At 68.6% G+C, this 16520-nt stretch carries 15 protein-coding genes, 2 tRNA genes and 1 rRNA gene; 13 read left to right on the forward strand and 5 right to left on the reverse strand.

Annotated elements, in window-relative coordinates:
* The first annotated feature begins 244 nt into the window (after positions 1–244).
* The 3 genes from ETD85_RS49230 to ETD85_RS49240 all read left to right on the forward strand — a co-directional run bounded on the left by ETD85_RS49230 (position 245) and on the right by ETD85_RS49240 (position 2191).
* A complete protein-coding gene (locus ETD85_RS49230; RefSeq protein ID WP_138696769.1) occupies positions 245–1027 on the forward strand; it encodes an enoyl-CoA hydratase/isomerase family protein in 783 nt (260 codons plus the stop codon).
* 67 nt (positions 1028–1094) lie between these two features.
* Positions 1095–1610: a M48 metallopeptidase family protein gene (locus tag ETD85_RS49235; protein WP_206059360.1), complete on the forward strand. Its 516-nt coding sequence runs from the start codon at positions 1095–1097 to the stop codon at positions 1608–1610.
* A complete protein-coding gene (locus ETD85_RS49240) occupies positions 1607–2191 on the forward strand; it encodes a DUF2064 domain-containing protein (RefSeq protein WP_138696770.1) in 585 nt (194 codons plus the stop codon). The genes ETD85_RS49235 and ETD85_RS49240 overlap by 4 nt, the downstream gene beginning before the upstream one ends.
* A gap of 3 nt (positions 2192–2194) precedes the next feature.
* Here the strand turns inward: ETD85_RS49240 and ETD85_RS49245 are convergent, their stop codons facing one another.
* Genes ETD85_RS49245 through ETD85_RS49255 form a run of 3 tightly spaced genes read right to left on the reverse strand, consistent with a single transcriptional unit; the run spans position 2195 to position 4986 of the window.
* Positions 2195–3184 (reverse strand): endonuclease/exonuclease/phosphatase family protein, encoded by a 990-nt coding sequence (locus ETD85_RS49245; RefSeq protein WP_138696771.1) that lies wholly within the window; start codon positions 3182–3184, stop codon positions 2195–2197.
* 30 nt (positions 3185–3214) lie between these two features.
* Positions 3215–3775, reverse strand: coding sequence for an NUDIX hydrolase (locus tag ETD85_RS49250; RefSeq protein WP_138696772.1), 561 nt, complete (start codon positions 3773–3775; stop codon positions 3215–3217).
* Positions 3772–4986, reverse strand: coding sequence for a zinc-dependent metalloprotease (locus ETD85_RS49255; protein WP_138696773.1), 1215 nt, complete (start codon positions 4984–4986; stop codon positions 3772–3774). Before ETD85_RS49255 ends, ETD85_RS49250 begins: the two co-directional genes overlap by 4 nt.
* A gap of 130 nt (positions 4987–5116) precedes the next feature.
* Between ETD85_RS49255 and ETD85_RS49260 the strand changes: the two genes are divergently transcribed.
* From ETD85_RS49260 to ETD85_RS49300, 9 genes are all read left to right on the forward strand, one after another.
* A complete protein-coding gene (locus ETD85_RS49260; protein ID WP_138696782.1) occupies positions 5117–6190 on the forward strand; it encodes an NAD-dependent epimerase/dehydratase family protein in 1074 nt (357 codons plus the stop codon).
* Positions 6191–6298: 108 nt separating this feature from the next.
* Entirely contained in the window at positions 6299–6724 is a 426-nt protein-coding gene (locus tag ETD85_RS49265) for a molybdenum cofactor biosynthesis protein MoaE (protein ID WP_206059361.1), read from the forward strand.
* A gap of 10 nt (positions 6725–6734) precedes the next feature.
* Positions 6735–7781 carry a YlbL family protein gene (locus ETD85_RS49270; RefSeq protein ID WP_138696774.1) on the forward strand — a complete coding sequence of 349 codons (1047 nt, stop codon included), beginning with the start codon at positions 6735–6737 and terminating at the stop codon, positions 7779–7781.
* 129 nt (positions 7782–7910) lie between these two features.
* A complete protein-coding gene (locus ETD85_RS49275; RefSeq protein WP_138696775.1) occupies positions 7911–10853 on the forward strand; it encodes a UPF0182 family membrane protein in 2943 nt (980 codons plus the stop codon).
* Positions 10854–10907: 54 nt separating this feature from the next.
* Positions 10908–10984 (forward strand) — tRNA-Met (locus ETD85_RS49280).
* Positions 10985–11116: 132 nt separating this feature from the next.
* Positions 11117–11193 (forward strand) — tRNA-Met (locus ETD85_RS49285).
* Positions 11194–11297: 104 nt separating this feature from the next.
* Positions 11298–11765 (forward strand): group II truncated hemoglobin, encoded by a 468-nt coding sequence (locus ETD85_RS49290; protein WP_138696776.1) that lies wholly within the window; start codon positions 11298–11300, stop codon positions 11763–11765.
* Between the two features lie 9 nt (positions 11766–11774).
* Positions 11775–14285, forward strand: coding sequence for a DUF4118 domain-containing protein (locus tag ETD85_RS49295; RefSeq protein ID WP_138696777.1), 2511 nt, complete (start codon positions 11775–11777; stop codon positions 14283–14285).
* Positions 14282–14950 carry a response regulator gene (locus tag ETD85_RS49300; protein ID WP_138696778.1) on the forward strand — a complete coding sequence of 223 codons (669 nt, stop codon included), beginning with the start codon at positions 14282–14284 and terminating at the stop codon, positions 14948–14950. Before ETD85_RS49295 ends, ETD85_RS49300 begins: the two co-directional genes overlap by 4 nt.
* A gap of 19 nt (positions 14951–14969) precedes the next feature.
* Here ETD85_RS49300 and ETD85_RS67095 read toward each other — a convergent pair whose 3' ends face one another.
* Positions 14970–15101 (reverse strand): hypothetical protein, encoded by a 132-nt coding sequence (locus tag ETD85_RS67095; protein ID WP_276617389.1) that lies wholly within the window; start codon positions 15099–15101, stop codon positions 14970–14972.
* Between the two features lie 317 nt (positions 15102–15418).
* On the reverse strand, positions 15419–15817 hold the full coding sequence (locus ETD85_RS49310) for a hypothetical protein (RefSeq protein ID WP_138696780.1): 399 nt from the start codon (positions 15815–15817) through the stop codon (positions 15419–15421).
* 607 nt (positions 15818–16424) lie between these two features.
* Here ETD85_RS49310 and ETD85_RS49315 point away from each other — a divergent pair.
* Positions 16425–16520: ribosomal RNA gene (locus ETD85_RS49315) — 16S ribosomal RNA — on the forward strand; the annotation flags it as partial.

A 16520-nucleotide genomic window follows, 5' to 3' on the forward strand; every position in this document is an offset into this window, starting at 1 on the left:
GTGGGGGAGTGGGGTGGGGCAAGGCGGATGCCCTGAAGGCCCGATAGGGCGGTGAAGGCCCGAAGGTGGCGGAGGTCCGGTAGAGCCGCGAAAGGCCTAAGGGTGGCGGGGGTCCGATGGAGCCGCGAAAGGTCTGAAGTGGCGGAGGTCCGGAAGAGCCGCGAAGGTTCGAGGGTGGCGAAGGGCTGACTGGAGAGGCGAGGAGTCGATCTCCAGGAGACCGGCCCGGGTTACGCTGACCCGCATGAACGAGCTCTTGGTCGACCGCACCGACGACGGAGTCGTCCTCATCACCCTCAACCGCCCCGACCTGCGCAACGCCATGACCGACGCCATGACCGCCCAGTGGCGCGACACCATGGCCGCCCTGGCCGGCGACCGCGACGCCCGCTGCCTGATCGTCACCGGCGCCGGCACGGCCTTCTCCTCCGGTGGCGACCTGTCCTGGCTCGGCGAGCGTGGCGCCGAGGCCGTGCCCGCCCTGCGCGATCGCATGCTCGCCTTCTACCGCACCTGGCTCATGGTCACCGAGCTCGAGATCCCCACGATCGCCGCCGTCAACGGCCCCGCCGTGGGTGCAGGTCTGTGCGTGGCGCTGGCCTGCGACCTCGTGTACGCCGCCGACGACGCCAAGCTGTTGGCCCCGTTCACGTCGCTGGGCCTGCACCCCGGCATGGCGGCCACGTACCTCCTGCCCCGCAGGGCGGGCGCGAGCCTGGCGCGGGAGATGCTCCTGACGGGCCGGACCCTGTCCGGCGGGGAGGCTTCAGATAAAGGTCTGGTAAATCAGGCTTTCCCGAAAAATGACCTAATGTCGGAAGTGCGGGCCATCGCCACGAAGATCGCCCAGAACGCCCCCATTGCCACAAGGCTCACCAAAGTGGCCCTAAACCAAGACCATCAAGACCTGGAAGCCGCTCTGAGGTGGGAGTCCTTGGCCCAGCCCGTGACCATGGCCTCCTCGGACATGCTGGAGGGCCTGTCCGCACATCGGGAAAGGCGCATGCCCAAATTCACCGGCTCTTAATCATCTGACCAGCAGAAACAAGGTCCACCCTCTGTGGAATTTCGCCAGTCTCGGCTACCGTGCATATGTGCCCCCCGAGACAGTCGAGGTTCGTCGCAGTTCTCGTCGCCGGCGTACGGTCTCCGCCTACCGCGACGGCGACAAGACGATCGTGCTCCTGCCCGCCTGGCTGAGCGGCGAAGACGCGGATGAATGGGTGAGCCGGATGCTGGATCGCCTGGCCGCCAAGGAACGCCGGCGAAGGCCGACCGACGAAGCCCTGCTCGAACGGGCGAAGGAGCTGTCGGTCAGATACCTCGACGGCAAGCCCGACCCCGTGAGCGTGCGATGGGTCGACAACCAGCAGCATCGCTGGGGCTCATGCACCCCGGAGAACGGCACGATCAGGATCTCCACCCGCCTCAAGGGCCTGCCCGAGTGGGTCATCAACTATGTGATCATCCACGAGCTCGTGCACCTGCTGGTGCCCAGCCATGGGGCCAAGTTCTGGGCGCTGGTAGAACAGTATCCGAAGGCGGAGCGGGCGCGCGGGTTCCTGGAGGGATTCTCCGCCGCGGCCCACACGGCACCGGAGGAGTGTTGACGCGCATAGCCGCGGTCCTCGTACGACGGCACATGGCACAGGCGGCGCCCCCCGGCGTCGACCCCGGGGAGTTCCTCACGGCGGTGGCCGAGGACACCTATGAGATGGTCGCGGGCCTGGAGCTCGTCACCCCGGTCCTGATCACCAGCGTTCCCGAGCTGGAGGAGATCGTCTGGCCGGGCACCCAGGTGATCGCCATTGAGGACGACGAGCCTCTCAAGACGATCCTCGGCCGCCTGAGCGCCGACCAGATCGCGGTGATCGGCGGCGACGCGCCCGATCTGCCACCTCTCCTGGTCGGCAAGCTGTTCAGGGAGCTGGGCAGGGCCGAGATCACGATCTGCCCGGCGGAGGACGGCGGCGCCGTGGCCATGGCCTGCGCGCTCCCCGCGCCCGGCTGGGCCGACCCCGACCTGGACGACCCGGACGTGGTGGCCACGCTGCGCGCCCAGGCCCCCGGCCCGCGCCGCGTCGCCACCACCCCCGGCTGGCACCGCCTGCGTACGCGCGAAGACGTCGAACGCCTGGACCCCGGCCTCGAAGGCTGGGACAACACGCGAGCCCTGATCACGACCCGCTGAGCGTCAGACCGGCACGGTGAGCTCGGCCAGCACGGCGCGGTGATCGGTCCCCGGCACGTCGTGCACGCTGACCTCCCGCACCCCTGCCCGCTCGTCCACCAGCACGTGATCGATCGTGATGATCGGCGGCACCCGCTTGTTCGCCGGCCACGTCGGGATCAGCCCGGCCCCCACCTGGTCGGCCGCGTCCTTGTAGCCGCGGGCCAGCAGGCCGCGCATGGCGGCGTGGTCCAGCGAGGCGTTGAAGTCGCCCGCCAGGACCCGCACCCGGTCGGTAGAGGCGGACGGGAAGGCCGCTAGTGCCTCGTTCCAATTGGTGACCTGAGGACCCAGCGGCGGGAAGGGATGCGCGTCGATGAACTCGATCGGCTTCCCGCCGGGCAGCGAGATCAGCGCGGCCGGCATCTGGTGCCCGACCGGCGGCATCAGGTCCCAGAGCGGTTGCACCGGATGCTTGGAATAGAGCCCGCTGCCGCCGGCGCTCCACTCGTCCTGCAGCACGCGATGCGGCATGAGCTCCTTGAGCCCGGCCGCGTCGAGATCGGCGACCGCGCCGGGCGTCAGCTCCTGGGTGCTCAGCACGTCAGGGCCGAAGTCGCGTACCAGCTTCATGATCGTCTGCACGTCGGCCCTGCCGAACAGCATGTTGATCGTCATGACCTTGAGCGGCCTGCCCGCCGTGGCCTCCGCCGTGCCCAGTGCCCTGGGCAGCACCGCGAAGCCGAGCGCGGTCGTGGCCAGCAGGGCGACGGCGGTCGCCGCGCGCTTGCGCCCGACCGCGGCGATCAGGAGAGGGATCAGCGACCCCGCCGCGGCGTACGGGGTGGCGGTCATGAGCTGCGTGGGCAGGGACCCTCGCTCCAGACCGGCCACCCTGGTCACCGCCCAGGCGGCGAACGGGGTCACGGCCAGCCACGTCAACGCCGTCCCAGGGAACTTCCTGCGCTTGCGCGCGGGCGTCACGATGGTGCCACCGACGGCAGAAGTCTCCACGCAACCCCCTTTGGAACGACGCAAAGGACTCTAGCCAAAGGCGCGTGAGCCTGAGCTGAGCGCGGCCTGTCCGCGTGCGGCCAATCGCCGCGTGGCCTCGTCGGACAGCTCGGGGATCTCGTCCACCGGGAACCAGCGCAGGTCCAGCGACTCCGTACTGATCACCGCCTCGGCCCCGGGCGGCGCGACGGCGGCGTATTCGACGTCGAGATGCCAGCAGAGCGGCGGATGACACCACACGGAGTGCTTGTCCAGCGCCAGCGGGCCGGGCAGCAGCTCGAGCCCGGCGATCCCGGACTCTTCGTGGGCCTCCCGCAGCGCCACCGCCCCGAGCGCGTCGTCGGAGACCTCGCAGTGGCCGCCCATGGGCAGCCACATGCCGGCCTTCGGATGCAGCGTGAGCAGCACGCGGGAGCCGTCGTGCGACAGCACCGCCGTGGTGGCCGTCAGATGCCCGGGCACGCACTCGCGCAGCATCGCGTCGTCGTGCGAGCGCAGGTGCTCAAGGAACTCCGTGCGCAGCGCCTCTTCACCGGGCGTGGGCGCGGTCCAGGAGGACAGCACCGACACCGCGTCCTGGTGCAGGCTCAACCCTTGTCGCCCTCGTTCTCGCCGTCGTCCGGCTTGGCCTCGAGCTGGGAGATGTCCCAGGCGGCCTCGCCGCGTACGAACGCGTCGGGGTCGTCGAGGTCCTCGGCCGTCGGCATGAGGTCCGGGTGGCCCCAGAGCGCGTCGCGCCCGTCGACCCCGCGCTCGGCCTCCAGCGCCCGCCACAGCGCCGCGGCCTCGCGCAGCCGCCTCGGCCGGAGCTCCAGCCCCACCAGCGTGCCGAACGTCAGCTCGGCCGGCCCACCGGTGGCCCGGCGCCGGCGTACGGTCTCGGCCAGGGCCACGGCGGAGGGCAGCTTGCCCTCGGCGGCCCGGTCGACCACGGTGGCCACCCACCCCTCGACCAGGGCGAGCATCGTCTCCAGGCGGGCCAGCGCGGCCTTCTGCCGCTCGGTCTCCTCGGGCTTGAGCAGGTTGCCCCCGCTCAGCGCCTCCTGGATCGCCTCGGGATTGTTGATGTCGAGCCCGCGGATCTGCTCTTCGAGCGCCGAGGTGTCGACCGTGATGCCCTTGGCGTATTCCTCGACCGCCCCGAGCAGGTGCGAGCGCAGCCACGGCACGTGCTGGAACAGCCGGTGGTGCGCGGCCTCGCGCAGCGCCAGATAGAGCCTGATCTCGTCGGCGGGGACCTCCAGGCCCTCGCTGAAGGAGGAGATGCCCCCGGGCAGCAGCGCGGCGGTGTCGGACAGCGGCAGGCCGATGTCGGTCGTGCCGACCACCTCGCGTGCCAGCGATCCGATGGCCTGGCCGATCTGCTGGCCGACCATCATGCCGCCCATCTGCTTGAGCATGCCCATCAGCGGCCCGGCCATCTGCTGGGCCTCGGGCGGCAGCCCGGAGCCGCCGAGAGCGCCGCCCATGGTCTCGACCATGCGCTCGGCGATCGGCTCACAAAGTTTGCGCCAAATCGGAACCGTGTTCTCGATCCACTCGGACCGGCTCCAGGCCCGCGGGTTCGACACGCCGCTGGGCAGTGTCGTCGCCTCGTTCAGCCACAGGTCGGCCAGGCTCAGGGCGTCGACGATCTGCCGGCGCTCGCCTTCCATGACGCTCGGGTCGCCCTCGGCGACCACCGCGTGCCTGGCGATGTTCTTCGCCATGTCCCAGTTGACAGGGCCGGAGCCCTGGGGCGCCGACAGCATGTCGGCGAACTGGCGCATCGCCTGAGCCATCTGCTCAGGGTTGCCGAACATGGCGAACGGGTTTTCGTTAGGGTCGTTTTCGCGACCTGGCAGGTCAGTCACCGCTCTACCTCGTGCAGGATGGAGGAGTCCACATCCGCCACGTTAGTCGTCCTACGGCGGATCAGTGCAAAGTGAGGACCTGGTGCCTACCTCGAAACGCCCGCGTCAACCTGTCGTAGCCGTCACGGGCGCGGCCTCCGGCCTAGGCCGCGAGTTGCTCGCAAGGCTCGTGTCCTCCGCGGATTTCCGCAGGGTGGTGGCTATCGACGAGGAACGCGGCGACGTCGCGGAAGCCACCTGGAGGGTGATCGACGTACGAGATCCGCTCTTGGCGAACCGGATCTCGGACATCGACGTCCTGGTCCATCTGGCCGGCGACTACGCGGTCGACTCCGATCCGGGTGAGCGGCGGGCGTACAACCTGCGTGCCGCCCAGACGGTGCTGACGGCCAGCGCGGCGGCGCGCGTGCGCCGGGTGGTGCTGGTCACCAGCGCCATGGTCTACGGCGCCGCGCCCGACAACGAGGTGCCGCTGGCCGAGGACGGCCCGGTGGCGGCCGAGCCCGACACCGGCGTCGTGGGCGACTTCCTGGAGATCGAGTCCCTCGTACGCAGGTCGCTGCGCAGCCATCCCGGCCTGGAGGTGACCGTGCTGCGCCCGGCCGCGGTCGTCGGACCGGGCGTCGACACCGTGATCACCCGCCACTTCGAGTCGCCCAGGCTGCTGACCGTCAAGGGCTGCAGCCCGCACTGGCAGTTCTGCCACATCGACGACCTGGTCTCGGCGCTGGAGCTGGCCGCCCGCGGCGTGGTCACCGGCGTGGTCGCCGTGGGCTCCGACGGGTGGATGGAGCACGAGACGGTCGAGGAGCTGTCCGGCATCCGCAGCCTGGAGCTGCCCGCGGGGCTGACGTTCGGCACGGCCCAGCGGCTCCACCGGCTCGGCATCACGCCGGCTCCCGCGACCGACCTGCACTACGTCGTCTATCCGTGGGTCGTCGACTGCGTCGCGCTGCGCGAGGCGGGCTGGAAGCCGGCGTGGACCAACGAGGCCGCGTTCGCCCAGCTCCTGGAGCTGCGCGAAAACCGGACGACCGTGGTCGGCCGGCGCCTGCCCGTCAAGGAGGCGACGCTCACCGCCGCGGGCGCCACGGTGGCCGTCATCGGCACCGCCGCGATCGTCCGCCAGGTGCGCAAGAAGAGGCGCCAATAAGGATTTAACGGAAATTTACCCAAGAGGGCTGCCGTCGGCGGTTTGACCAGGCACAACGGGAAAATCAGCAGGCTGGCGGGGAGATTTCTTGTTGGTAGGCTCCCTTCCGTGGACGTCATCCGCCTGCTGGGCATCCGTGACACCCCGCTGTCCGTCGACGAAGTGCTGGCCGCCGTGGGCGACCACGCCGCCGGCGGGACGACGCTCTTCGTGGGCACCGTGCGCGAGCAGGACCACGGCAAGCCGGTGACCGGGCTCTCCTACTCGGCACACCCTTCGGCGGAGGCCGAGCTGCGGCAGGTGGCCGAGAAGATCGCCGCCGACTTCCCCGTGACGGCGCTGGCCGCCGTCCACCGGGTCGGCGACCTGGCGCTGGGCGACGCGGCCGTCATCGTCGCGGTGGCCGCGCCGCACAGGGACGAGGCGTTCAAAGCCGCGCGCAGGCTGATCGACGACCTCAAGGCGCACGTCCCGATCTGGAAACACCAGGCGTTCGCCGACGGCGAGACCGAATGGGTCGGCGCCGGCGAATAAGCTCATCACCATGTCACGACGCGCCCTGACCCTGCTGCTGGCGGGAATTCTCGTGCTCGCGCTCGGCGTGGTGGGCGCGTTCAGACCGGTCCCGTACGTGGTGCTGAGCCCGGGGCCGACGGAGAACACGATCGGCGAGGTCGACAAGAAGCCCGTGATCTCGATCAAGGGGCGGGAGACCTTTCCGACCAGCGGCGCGCTGAGTCTCGTCACCGTGGCCTATCAGGGCGGCCCCGCCGCGCAGATCGACCTGCTGACGGCGTTGCGCGGCTGGATCGATCCGACCGTGGCGGTGGTCCCGCAGGAGACCATCTTCGCCCCCGACCGCAACCCCAAGGAGGTCGAGGAGGAGAACATGGTCGAGATGACCGACTCGCAAGACTCGGCCACCGCCGCCGCGCTCAACGAGCTCAAGATCCACTACGACGTGGTCGTCACGGTCGTGTCCACGGAGAAGGGCAAGCCGGCCGACGGCAAGCTGCAGAAGGGCGACGAGATCAACGCCGTCGACGGCAAGCCGGCGAAGAACGTCGACGTCGTGGGCGACACGGTCAAGGCGCACAAGCCGGGTGACAACGTGGTCTTCAACGTCACCAGGGGCAAGGAGAAACTCGACGTCACCGTGCAGACGGTGGCGGGCCCCAAGGGGCAGACCCAGGTGGGCGTGCTCATGCAGGCGAAATACAAGTTCCCCTTCGAGGTCGACATCAACGTCGGCGACGTGGGCGGGCCGAGCGCCGGGCTGATGTTCTCGCTCGGCATATTCGACAAGCTCACGCCGGGCGAGCTCACCGGTGGCAAGCAGATCGCCGGCACGGGCACGATGGAGCCGGGGGGCAAAGTCGGCCCGATCGGCGGAATTCCCCAGAAAATGGTCGGCGCCAAAGACTCTGGCGCGACCGTCTTCCTGACCCCCGCAGACAACTGCGCCGAGGCCATGAAGGCCGTTCCCGACGGGCTTCGCCTGGTCAAGGCCGACACGCTGCACAACGCGGTGCTGGCCCTCGACGCACTGCGCACGGGCAAGGGCAACGTGCCCGCGTGCGAGGCCGGATGAAACTTCTGCCGATAGCTGTGCGTTAGTAAGAGGGCTGGTACACCGGTGTAGGTTGCCAGACACGGACCGTTTCTTCATTACGACGAGGGGTTGGCCTTGAGCTTCCGGACCCCAGGAGCCGGCAGGGCGATGCGCTTGCCCCGCCGTCCGCGACTGCTTCTGCCTGTAGCGATCGCCCTAGTGGCGATCGTTGCCTTGTTCTTTCTCTTCTCGGGCATTTACACCGACTATCTATGGTTTGACTCGACCAACTTCACGACGGTCTTCACCGGTGTGCTGCTGACCCAGATCGTGCTGTTCCTGGTCGGAGCAGTGCTGATGGTCGGCATCGCCGGCGGCAACATGCTGCTGGCCTTCCGGATGCGGCCGATGTTCGGGCCGGCGTCCTTCGGCGGCGGGAGCGGTGCGGACCGCTATCGCATGGCCCTGGACCCCCATCGCAAGCTGATCTTCATCGTCGGCATGGGCCTGCTCGCCCTTTTCTCCGGCTCCTCGTTCGCGGGGCAGTGGAAGACGTGGCTGCAGTTCATCAACGGCGCGTCGTTCGGCAAGCAGGACCAGCTGTTCAAGATGGACGTGTCGTTCTTCATGTTCGACTACCCGTTCATCCGGATGGTCCTGAACTTCCTGTTCACCGCCGTGATCATCTCGATCGTGCTGGCCGCCATCACCCACTACCTGTACGGCGGCTTCCGCCTGCAGTCGCCGGGCGTGCACGCCTCCAGGGCGGCCCGCACCCACCTGTCGCTGCTGCTGGGCATCTTCGTGCTGCTCAAGGCCGTCGCCTACTGGATCGACCGCTACGGTCTGGTCTTCTCCGACCGCGGTTTCGTGCACGGCGCCTCCTATACCGACGTCAACGCCGTGCTGCCGGCCAAGACCATCCTCGCGATCATCGCGCTGATCTGCGCCGTGCTGTTCTTCGCCGGCGTCGTGCGTCCCGGCGGCATGCTGCCGGGAGTCTCCTTCGGCCTGCTCGTGCTCTCGGCCGTCCTGATCGGCGGCGTCTACCCCGCGCTGGTCGAGCAGTTCCAGGTCAAGCCCAACCAGCAGGGCAAGGAGGCCGCGTACATCCAGCGCAACATCGAGGCGACGCGGCAGGCGTACAACGTCGACAAGACAGAGGTCGAGACGTACAACGCGGTGGCCGACCCGGCGAAGGTCCAGGACAACGGCGACACCTCGGTCTCCGGCGTCCGGCTGCTCGACCCGGCGCTGGTCTCCTCCACCTACGAGCAGACCCAGCGCATCAGGGGCTTCTACAGCTTCGCCGAGCCGCTCGACGTCGACCGCTACAACGACGGCACCGGCAAGCTGATCGACCACATCGTCGGCGTACGCGAGCTGACCGCGCCGCCCGAGGGCCAGAACAACTGGATCAACCAGGCCCTGGTCTACACCCATGGCTACGGCTTCGTCGCCGCCCCCGGCAACAAGGTCGACACCAGCGGCCTGCCCGACTACGACGCCAAGGACATGCCGGTCACCGGCCCGCTGGCGGCCAGCACCAAGCTCCAGGAGCCGCGCGTCTACTTCGGCGAGCACCCGAGCTCGGCCCCGTACGTCATCGCCGGCGGCAACCCGAACAACCCGCAGGAGCTCGACTATCCGGAGACCGGCGGCACGGGCCAGAAGAACACGACCTACACCGGCCAGGGCGGCGTGCCCGTCGGCTCGTTCCTCAACCGGCTCGTCTACGCCGCCAAGTACGGCGAGAAGAACATCCTGCTCTCGGGCGACATCAACGACAACTCCAAGATCCTGTACGTGCGCAACCCGCGCGAGCGGATCGAGAAGGTCGCGCCCTTCCTGACCCTCGACGGCAACCCCTACCCGGCCATCGTCGACGGGCGCATCACCTGGATCGTGGACGGCTACACCACGTCCAACGACTACCCCTACGCCCAGAGCGAGAGCCTCGGCGACATGACGCGCGACACCACGACCGACCGCCGCGTGATCGCCCAGCAGCCGAGCGACAAGATCAACTACATCCGTAACTCGGTCAAGGCCACCGTCGACGCCTACGACGGCACGGTCAAGCTCTACGGGTGGGACAACAACGACCCGGTGCTCAAGACGTGGAGCAACGCCTTCCCCGGCATCATCAGGCCGGCCTCGGAGATGAGCGCCGATCTGCGCAACCACGTCCGCTACCCGGAAGACCTGTTCAAGGTGCAGCGCTACACCCTGTCGCGCTACCACATCACCAACCCGGCCGCCTTCTACAGCGGCCAGGACTTCTGGAACGTCCCCAACGACCCGACCCAGGGCTCCCAGAACATCAAGCAGCCCCCCTACTACCTGACCACCACGATGCCGGGCGGCTCGCCGACGTTCTCGCTGACGACGACGTTCGTGCCGCGCCAGGGGCCCAACCTGGCGGCGTTCATGGCGGTCGACTCGTCGGGCGGCTCGGGCTACGGGCGGATGCGCATCCTGCGCATGCCGTCCAGCACACCCATACCGGGTCCAGGGCAGGCGCAAAACTCCTTCCAGAGCCGCTTCGCCGGTGAGCTCAACCTGCTGGGCGTGGGTGCCTCGTCGGTGCGGTACGGCAATCTCCTGACGCTCCCGTACGCGGGTGGCCTGGTCTACATCGAGCCGGTGTACATCCAGGTGGCCGCGGGAGGCGGACAGGAGCCGTACCCGATCCTGCAGCGGGTCCTGGTGTCCTTCGGCAGCAAGATCGGTGTGGCGCGCACGCTTGAAGAGGCGCTCACAGAGATCTTCGGCGGCGAGCAGAACACGCAACCCAGCCAGCAGGAGCAGACCACACCGACGACGAGCCAGACCAACACGGCGCTCAACTCGGCGATCTCCAACGCCAAGAAGGCCTACGAGGACGCGCAGAAGGCCCTGCAGGCCAGCCCGCCCGACTGGGACGCCTACGGCGCCGCCCAGAAGCGGCTGGAGGAAGCTCTGAAGGCCCTCGAAGGGGCGAACTCGCGTCAGCCCGCCCCGTCGGCGAGCCCGTCGGCCGCGCCGTCGGCGTCCGCATCGCCGTCAGCGTCGCCGACGGCCTCGACCACGGCTTCACCACCACCGACACCGTCACCGACGGGGTCGTAGGCCATTCAGTTTGCGCCCACCCTGCGTCGCCGATATGGTTGAGACACACAACGACGCGGGGTGGAGCAGTTCGGTAGCTCGCTGGGCTCATAACCCAGAGGTCGCAGGTTCAAATCCTGCCCCCGCTACCAAGTGGAAGGCTCGGAGGTTCGTCCTCCGGGCCTTTGCCTTTTGTGCGGCGGTGGAAATGCGCCCGGAAGATCGATCTGAAGTCCGGGACATTCCACTGCTGACAGGGGGTATAGTTATGACTGTCACGCCGACGCGGGGTGGAGCAGTTCGGTAGCTCGCTGGGCTCATAACCCAGAGGTCGTAGGTTCAAATCCTGCCCCCGCTACCAAGAAGAAGAAGACCCGGTCTCCGGAAACGGAGGCCGGGTCTTTCTCATTTCTCCGGCACTCACCATGGATTGTCTGCGAAGCACGCAGGTGATTACATGATTACATGACTGAAAAGGCAGTGCCGACCCTGTACGAGTGGGCGGGCGGCAGCGAGGCCCTCGACCGGCTGACCGAGACGTTCTACCGCAGCGTCGTCAAGGACGACCTGATCGGGCCGCTGTTCGCGCACATGGACCCGGGCCATCCGCGACACGTCGCCATGTGGCTCAGCGAGGTCTTCGGCGGGCCCGACCGCTACACCAAGGAGCGCGGCGGCTATCCGGCCATGCTCCGCCACCATCTCGGCAAGGCGATCACCGAGCCGCAGCGCCGCAGGTGGGTGAGCCTGCTCATGGACGCGGCCGACGAGGTGGGGCTGCCCGACGACCCCGAGTTCAGGGCCGCGTTCGCCGGCTACATCGAATGGGGCACCAGGCTGGCCCGGCAGAATTCCCAGCCCGGCGCGGAGCCGCCCGCGCAGGCTCCGGTGCCGCACTGGGGCTGGGGAGTCGCGCCGCCGTACCAGCCGTAACCTGGAGGAATGGAAGGCAGGCCCCGCGGGAGGCTGCGCATCTACCTGGGCGCGGCGCCCGGGGTGGGCAAGACGTTCGCCATGCTGAGCGAGGCGCGGCGGGCCGGTCAGCGGGGCAAGGACGTGGTCGTGGGCCTCGTCGAGACCCACGACCGGGAGCGCACGGCCCGCCTGCTCGACGGCCTGGAGATCCTGCCCCGGCTGACCCTGTCCTACCGGGGCGCGACGTTCACCGAGCTCGACGCCGGCGCGGTCATCGCCCGGGCCCCCAAGACCGCCGTGATCGACGAGCTCGCCCACACGAACGTGCCCGGCTCCCGCAACGCCAAGCGCTGGCAGGACATCGAGGAGATCCTCGACGCCGGCATCGACGTGGTCTCCACCGTCAACATCCAGCACCTCGAATCGCTGAACGACGTGGTCGAGCAGATCACCGGGGTGCCCCAGCGCGAGACGGTGCCCGACGAGGTCGTACGCCGGGCCGACCAGATCGAGCTGGTGGACATGGCGCCCGAGGCGCTGCGCCGCCGGATGGCGCACGGCAACATCTACCCGCTCGAACGGGTGGACGCCGCGCTGGCCAACTACTTCCGCGTCGGCAACCTGACCGCTCTGCGGGAGCTCGCGCTGCTCTGGGTGGCGGACAAGGTCGACGAGCAACTCGACCGCTACCGTACGGACCACGCCATCGCGACCACCTGGGAGACCCGTGAGCGGGTGCTCGTCGCGCTCACGGGAGGCAAGGAAGGGGACACGCTCGTACGGCGGGCCGCGCGCATCGCCGACCGCAGCAAGGGCGCGGACCTGCTGGCCGTGCACATCACCCGGGCCGACGGCCTGTCCTCCGGCGCCAACCCCGCCCACCTGGTCCGCCAGCGCACGCTCGTCGAGGACCTCGGCGGGACCTACCACCAGGTGGTCGGCGACGACATCCCGCGCGCGCTGCTCGACTTCGCCCACGGCGTGAACGCCACCCAGCTCGTGCTCGGCGCGTCCAGGAGAGGGCGGTTCGCGCAGATCCTGTCGCGTGGAGTGGGCGTGACGACGGCGACGCTGGCGGGGGCGATCGACGTGCACATGGTCCCGCACGAAGCGGTGCGGAAGGGGCGGGCGCGGGCCGGCTCGGGAGCGGCGCTGACGCGCACGCGCCGGCTGTCCGGCTGGGCGCTGGCGCTGCTCGGCCTGCCGCTGCTCACGGCCGCGCTGCTCCCGCTGCACCTCGCCCTGCCCACCGAGATCCTGCTCTTCCTGCTGCTCGTCGTGGGAGTCGCGCTGGCCGGGGGCATGTGGCCGGCGCTGACGGCGGCGGTGCTCGGGTTCGCGCTGCTCAACTGGTTCTTCACACCGCCGGTGCGCACGCTGACGATCGCCCAGCCCGAGAACGTGCTCTCCCTGGCCATTTTCGTGCTGGTGGCGGCCATGGTCAGCACGGTCGTCGACCTGGCCGCCAGGCGCAGCAGGGAGGCGGCGCGCTCGCGGGCCGACGCCGAAGTGCTGTCCACGCTGGCCGGTCACGTGCTGCGAGGCGAGGCGGCGCTGCCGTCGCTGATGAGCCGGTTGCGCGAGACGTTCGGCATGACGTCGGTGACCCTGCTCGAACGAACCGGCGAGGCCTTCCCCGACGACTGGCGCATCGTCTCCACCTCGGGGGGCCCGCCGTCCACCAGCCCGGGAGAGGCCGACAACGATGTCGTGATCGAGGAGGGGCTCGTGCTCGCCGCCCAGGGCCGGCTGCTCGACGCCAGCGATCGGCGGGTGCTGGAGGCGTTCGCGGCCCAGGCGGCGGTCGCGCTGCGGCAGCAGCGGCTGCGGGCGGTGGCCGAGCGCGCCGAGCCGCTGGCCGAGGTGGACCGGATGCGTACGGCCCTGCTCGCCGCCGTCAGCCATGACCTGCGCACCCCGCTGGCCGCGGCCATGGCGTCGGTCGAGAGCCTGCGCGGCACCGACGTGGACTGGTCTCCGGAGGACCGCGCCGAGCTGCTCGCCACCGCCGACGAGTCGCTGATCAAGCTGAACCGGCTCGTCTCGAACCTGCTCGACATGAGCCGCCTCCAGGCCGGAGCCCTCGGGGTGGCGCTGACCCCGGTGGCCATCGAGGACGTCCTGCCGCACGCGATCGACGAACTCGGCCCGGTGAGCGACCGGATCAAGGCCGACGTCCCGCCCGGGCTTCCTGAGCTCATGGCCGACCCCGCGCTGCTGGAGCGGGTGCTCGTCAACCTGATGGCGAACGCCGTCCGCTACAGCCCGGCCGGGCGAGGCGTGCTCGTCAGTGCGAGCTGGCACGGCGAGAACGTCGAGATCCGCATCGCCGACCGGGGGCCCGGCATTCCGCCGGAATCGCATGAAAGGGTGTTCATGCCCTTCCAGCGGCTCGGTGACCGTGACAGCCACGCGGGGGTGGGGCTGGGTCTCGCGCTCTCGCGGGGCCTCACCGAGGCGATGGGCGGCACGCTGGTGCCGGAGGACACACCCGGAGGGGGACTGACCATGACCATCTCGCTGCGGCGAGCCGCATGACCCGCGTACTCGTGGTGGACGACGAGCCACAGCTCCTGCGGGCGCTGCGCGTCAACCTGACGGCCAGGCAGTACGAGGTCGCGGTCGCGCCGGACGGGGGTTCGGCGCTGCGCCAGGCCGCCGAGTGGCATCCCGACCTGGTCATCCTCGACCTGGGCCTGCCCGATCTCGACGGGGTGGAGGTCATCCAGGGCCTGCGGGGCTGGACCTCGATCCCGATCATCGTCCTCTCCGGGCGAGCGGACAGCACGGACAAGGTGGACGCGCTGGACGCGGGCGCGGACGACTACGTGACGAAGCCGTTCGGCATCGACGAGCTGCTCGCCCGCGTCCGCGCGGTGACCCGCCGCACGAGCCGGCACGACGAGGAGCCCGCCACGGTACGGCTGGGGGATCACGTCGTCGACCTCGCCAGCAAGACGATCTCGGGCGGGGTGCGCCTGACGCCCACCGAGTGGCACTTCCTGGAGATCCTGCTGAAGAACCCGGGCAAGCTGATCAGCCAGCGGCAGCTGCTCACCGAGGTGTGGGGAGATGCGTATCTGAAGGAGACGCACTACCTGCGCCAGTACATGGCCCAGCTCCGGCGCAAGCTCGAACGCGACCCGGCGCATCCGGTGCATCTGCTGACCGAGCCGGGCATGGGGTACCGGTTCCAGTCATAGCGGGGATTTCGGCGGGGGCTCAGATCTTGCTGAACATCGAGATCGCCTTCTGCAGGGCCCAGCCGGCCAGCAGGATGCCGAAGATGATCTGGGCGATTCGCATCCAGGTGGCAGAGGTCTCATCGGCGTAGACGACGACGCCCACCCACATCAGGCCAAATGTCCCGACTAGGAGAATCGCCGCCCAGTTCAAGCTGCGCTGCCACATATGCGAAGTCTTACAGCCGACCAGCCAAGGTCCGGTATGCCCGGAGTTGTCGTGCGGTCAGCGGAGAGTCTGGGTCTATCCCGGGTCGCGCTCCTTGCCCGAGTGACCACTCCTGGAGACCGTTCGCCTGGGGCAGCCCTCCGGCGAGGACGGCGACCTGGGGAGGCCCTGGCCTAGGGAGAGCGGTCACCTGGGGGATCGTGACGTCGGCAGGACGGTTACCTGGGACGGGCGACTACATCCGAGGAGGACGCGGACGGCTACCTGGGCAGCCTTCTGCCGGTGCCGACGCAGCGGCGCAGGCGCATCCCGCTCGGCCTCTTCGGCGTGGCGCCCTCCATGGCGGCGAGCAGTGCGGCCGCCGTGCCGGCGTCGGCCAGGATGCGCTGCACGGCCTCGCCGTCCTCAGGCAGCTGCCCCCTCTCGGCGAGCTCGTGCTTGATGAAGGCCAGGGGGTCGGACGCGGCCACGGACTCCGCCGCGACACTCGCCCGCGCGGCCGTGAGCAGGCGCAGATAGTGAGTACGCAGCACGGCCTCACGCATGCGTGCGTGCTCCAGGTCGTCGATGAGAGTTCGGGCGACTCTCAGCAGGTCCCCGGCATGAGTCGCCCCATCGGCGAGAAAGGCGCGGATGTCATCGAACTCCGAGCGGGTCATAGCGGGCACCTCCGAGAGCGCAGTCTGCTCGTAGGTACTTCGTACAGAGAGGCGATTGCGGATGACTTGCTGTCGGCTTGACTCGGAGGGGCCGTCCAGGACGCTGACCGGCCAGGTTTGAGCATCTGGTGGTGAGGGAACGACCCCATGATTACCTGAGTGTGCCGAAGCACGGGCGGCGGACTGCTAGAGTTGCTTCGCGCAGGGCGATCAAGGGGTTCGCAGAACTCAGAGGATGCCCGGCAAATCCCACTTTCTTCACTGAACTTCCGGATGATTTCACATCTGTCCGGAAGGGCTGGTAAGTTAGAGGGGTTGTCCCGGAAACGGGGCAGAGCTTAATTCCCGCAGGTCGAGCAAGTCCGGTCAATTTGACAGAGACTGGAACGGCTGAAAGAATTAAGACACAACGAAAGAACGCAGAACGAAATGAACGCCTCCGAGCCGGGATCGTAATGATTCTGGTGGGGATGTACGCGTCCGTTTCTTGAGAACTCAACAGTGTGTTAAAAGCCAGTGCATGATTAACCATGCATAACCCCGTCAAGGGTTTTCGGATTCTTGATGGATTCCTTATTGGTTGGGATTCAACCACTTTTCCAAGCATTGTTTGGAGAGTTTGATCCTGGCTCAGGACGAACGCTGGCGGCGTGCTTAACACATGCAAGTCGAGCGGAAAGGCCCTTCGGGGTACTCGAGCGGC

It is taken from the genome of Nonomuraea zeae (assembly GCF_005889725.1).
Classification (GTDB): Bacteria; Actinomycetota; Actinomycetes; order Streptosporangiales; family Streptosporangiaceae; genus Nonomuraea; species Nonomuraea zeae.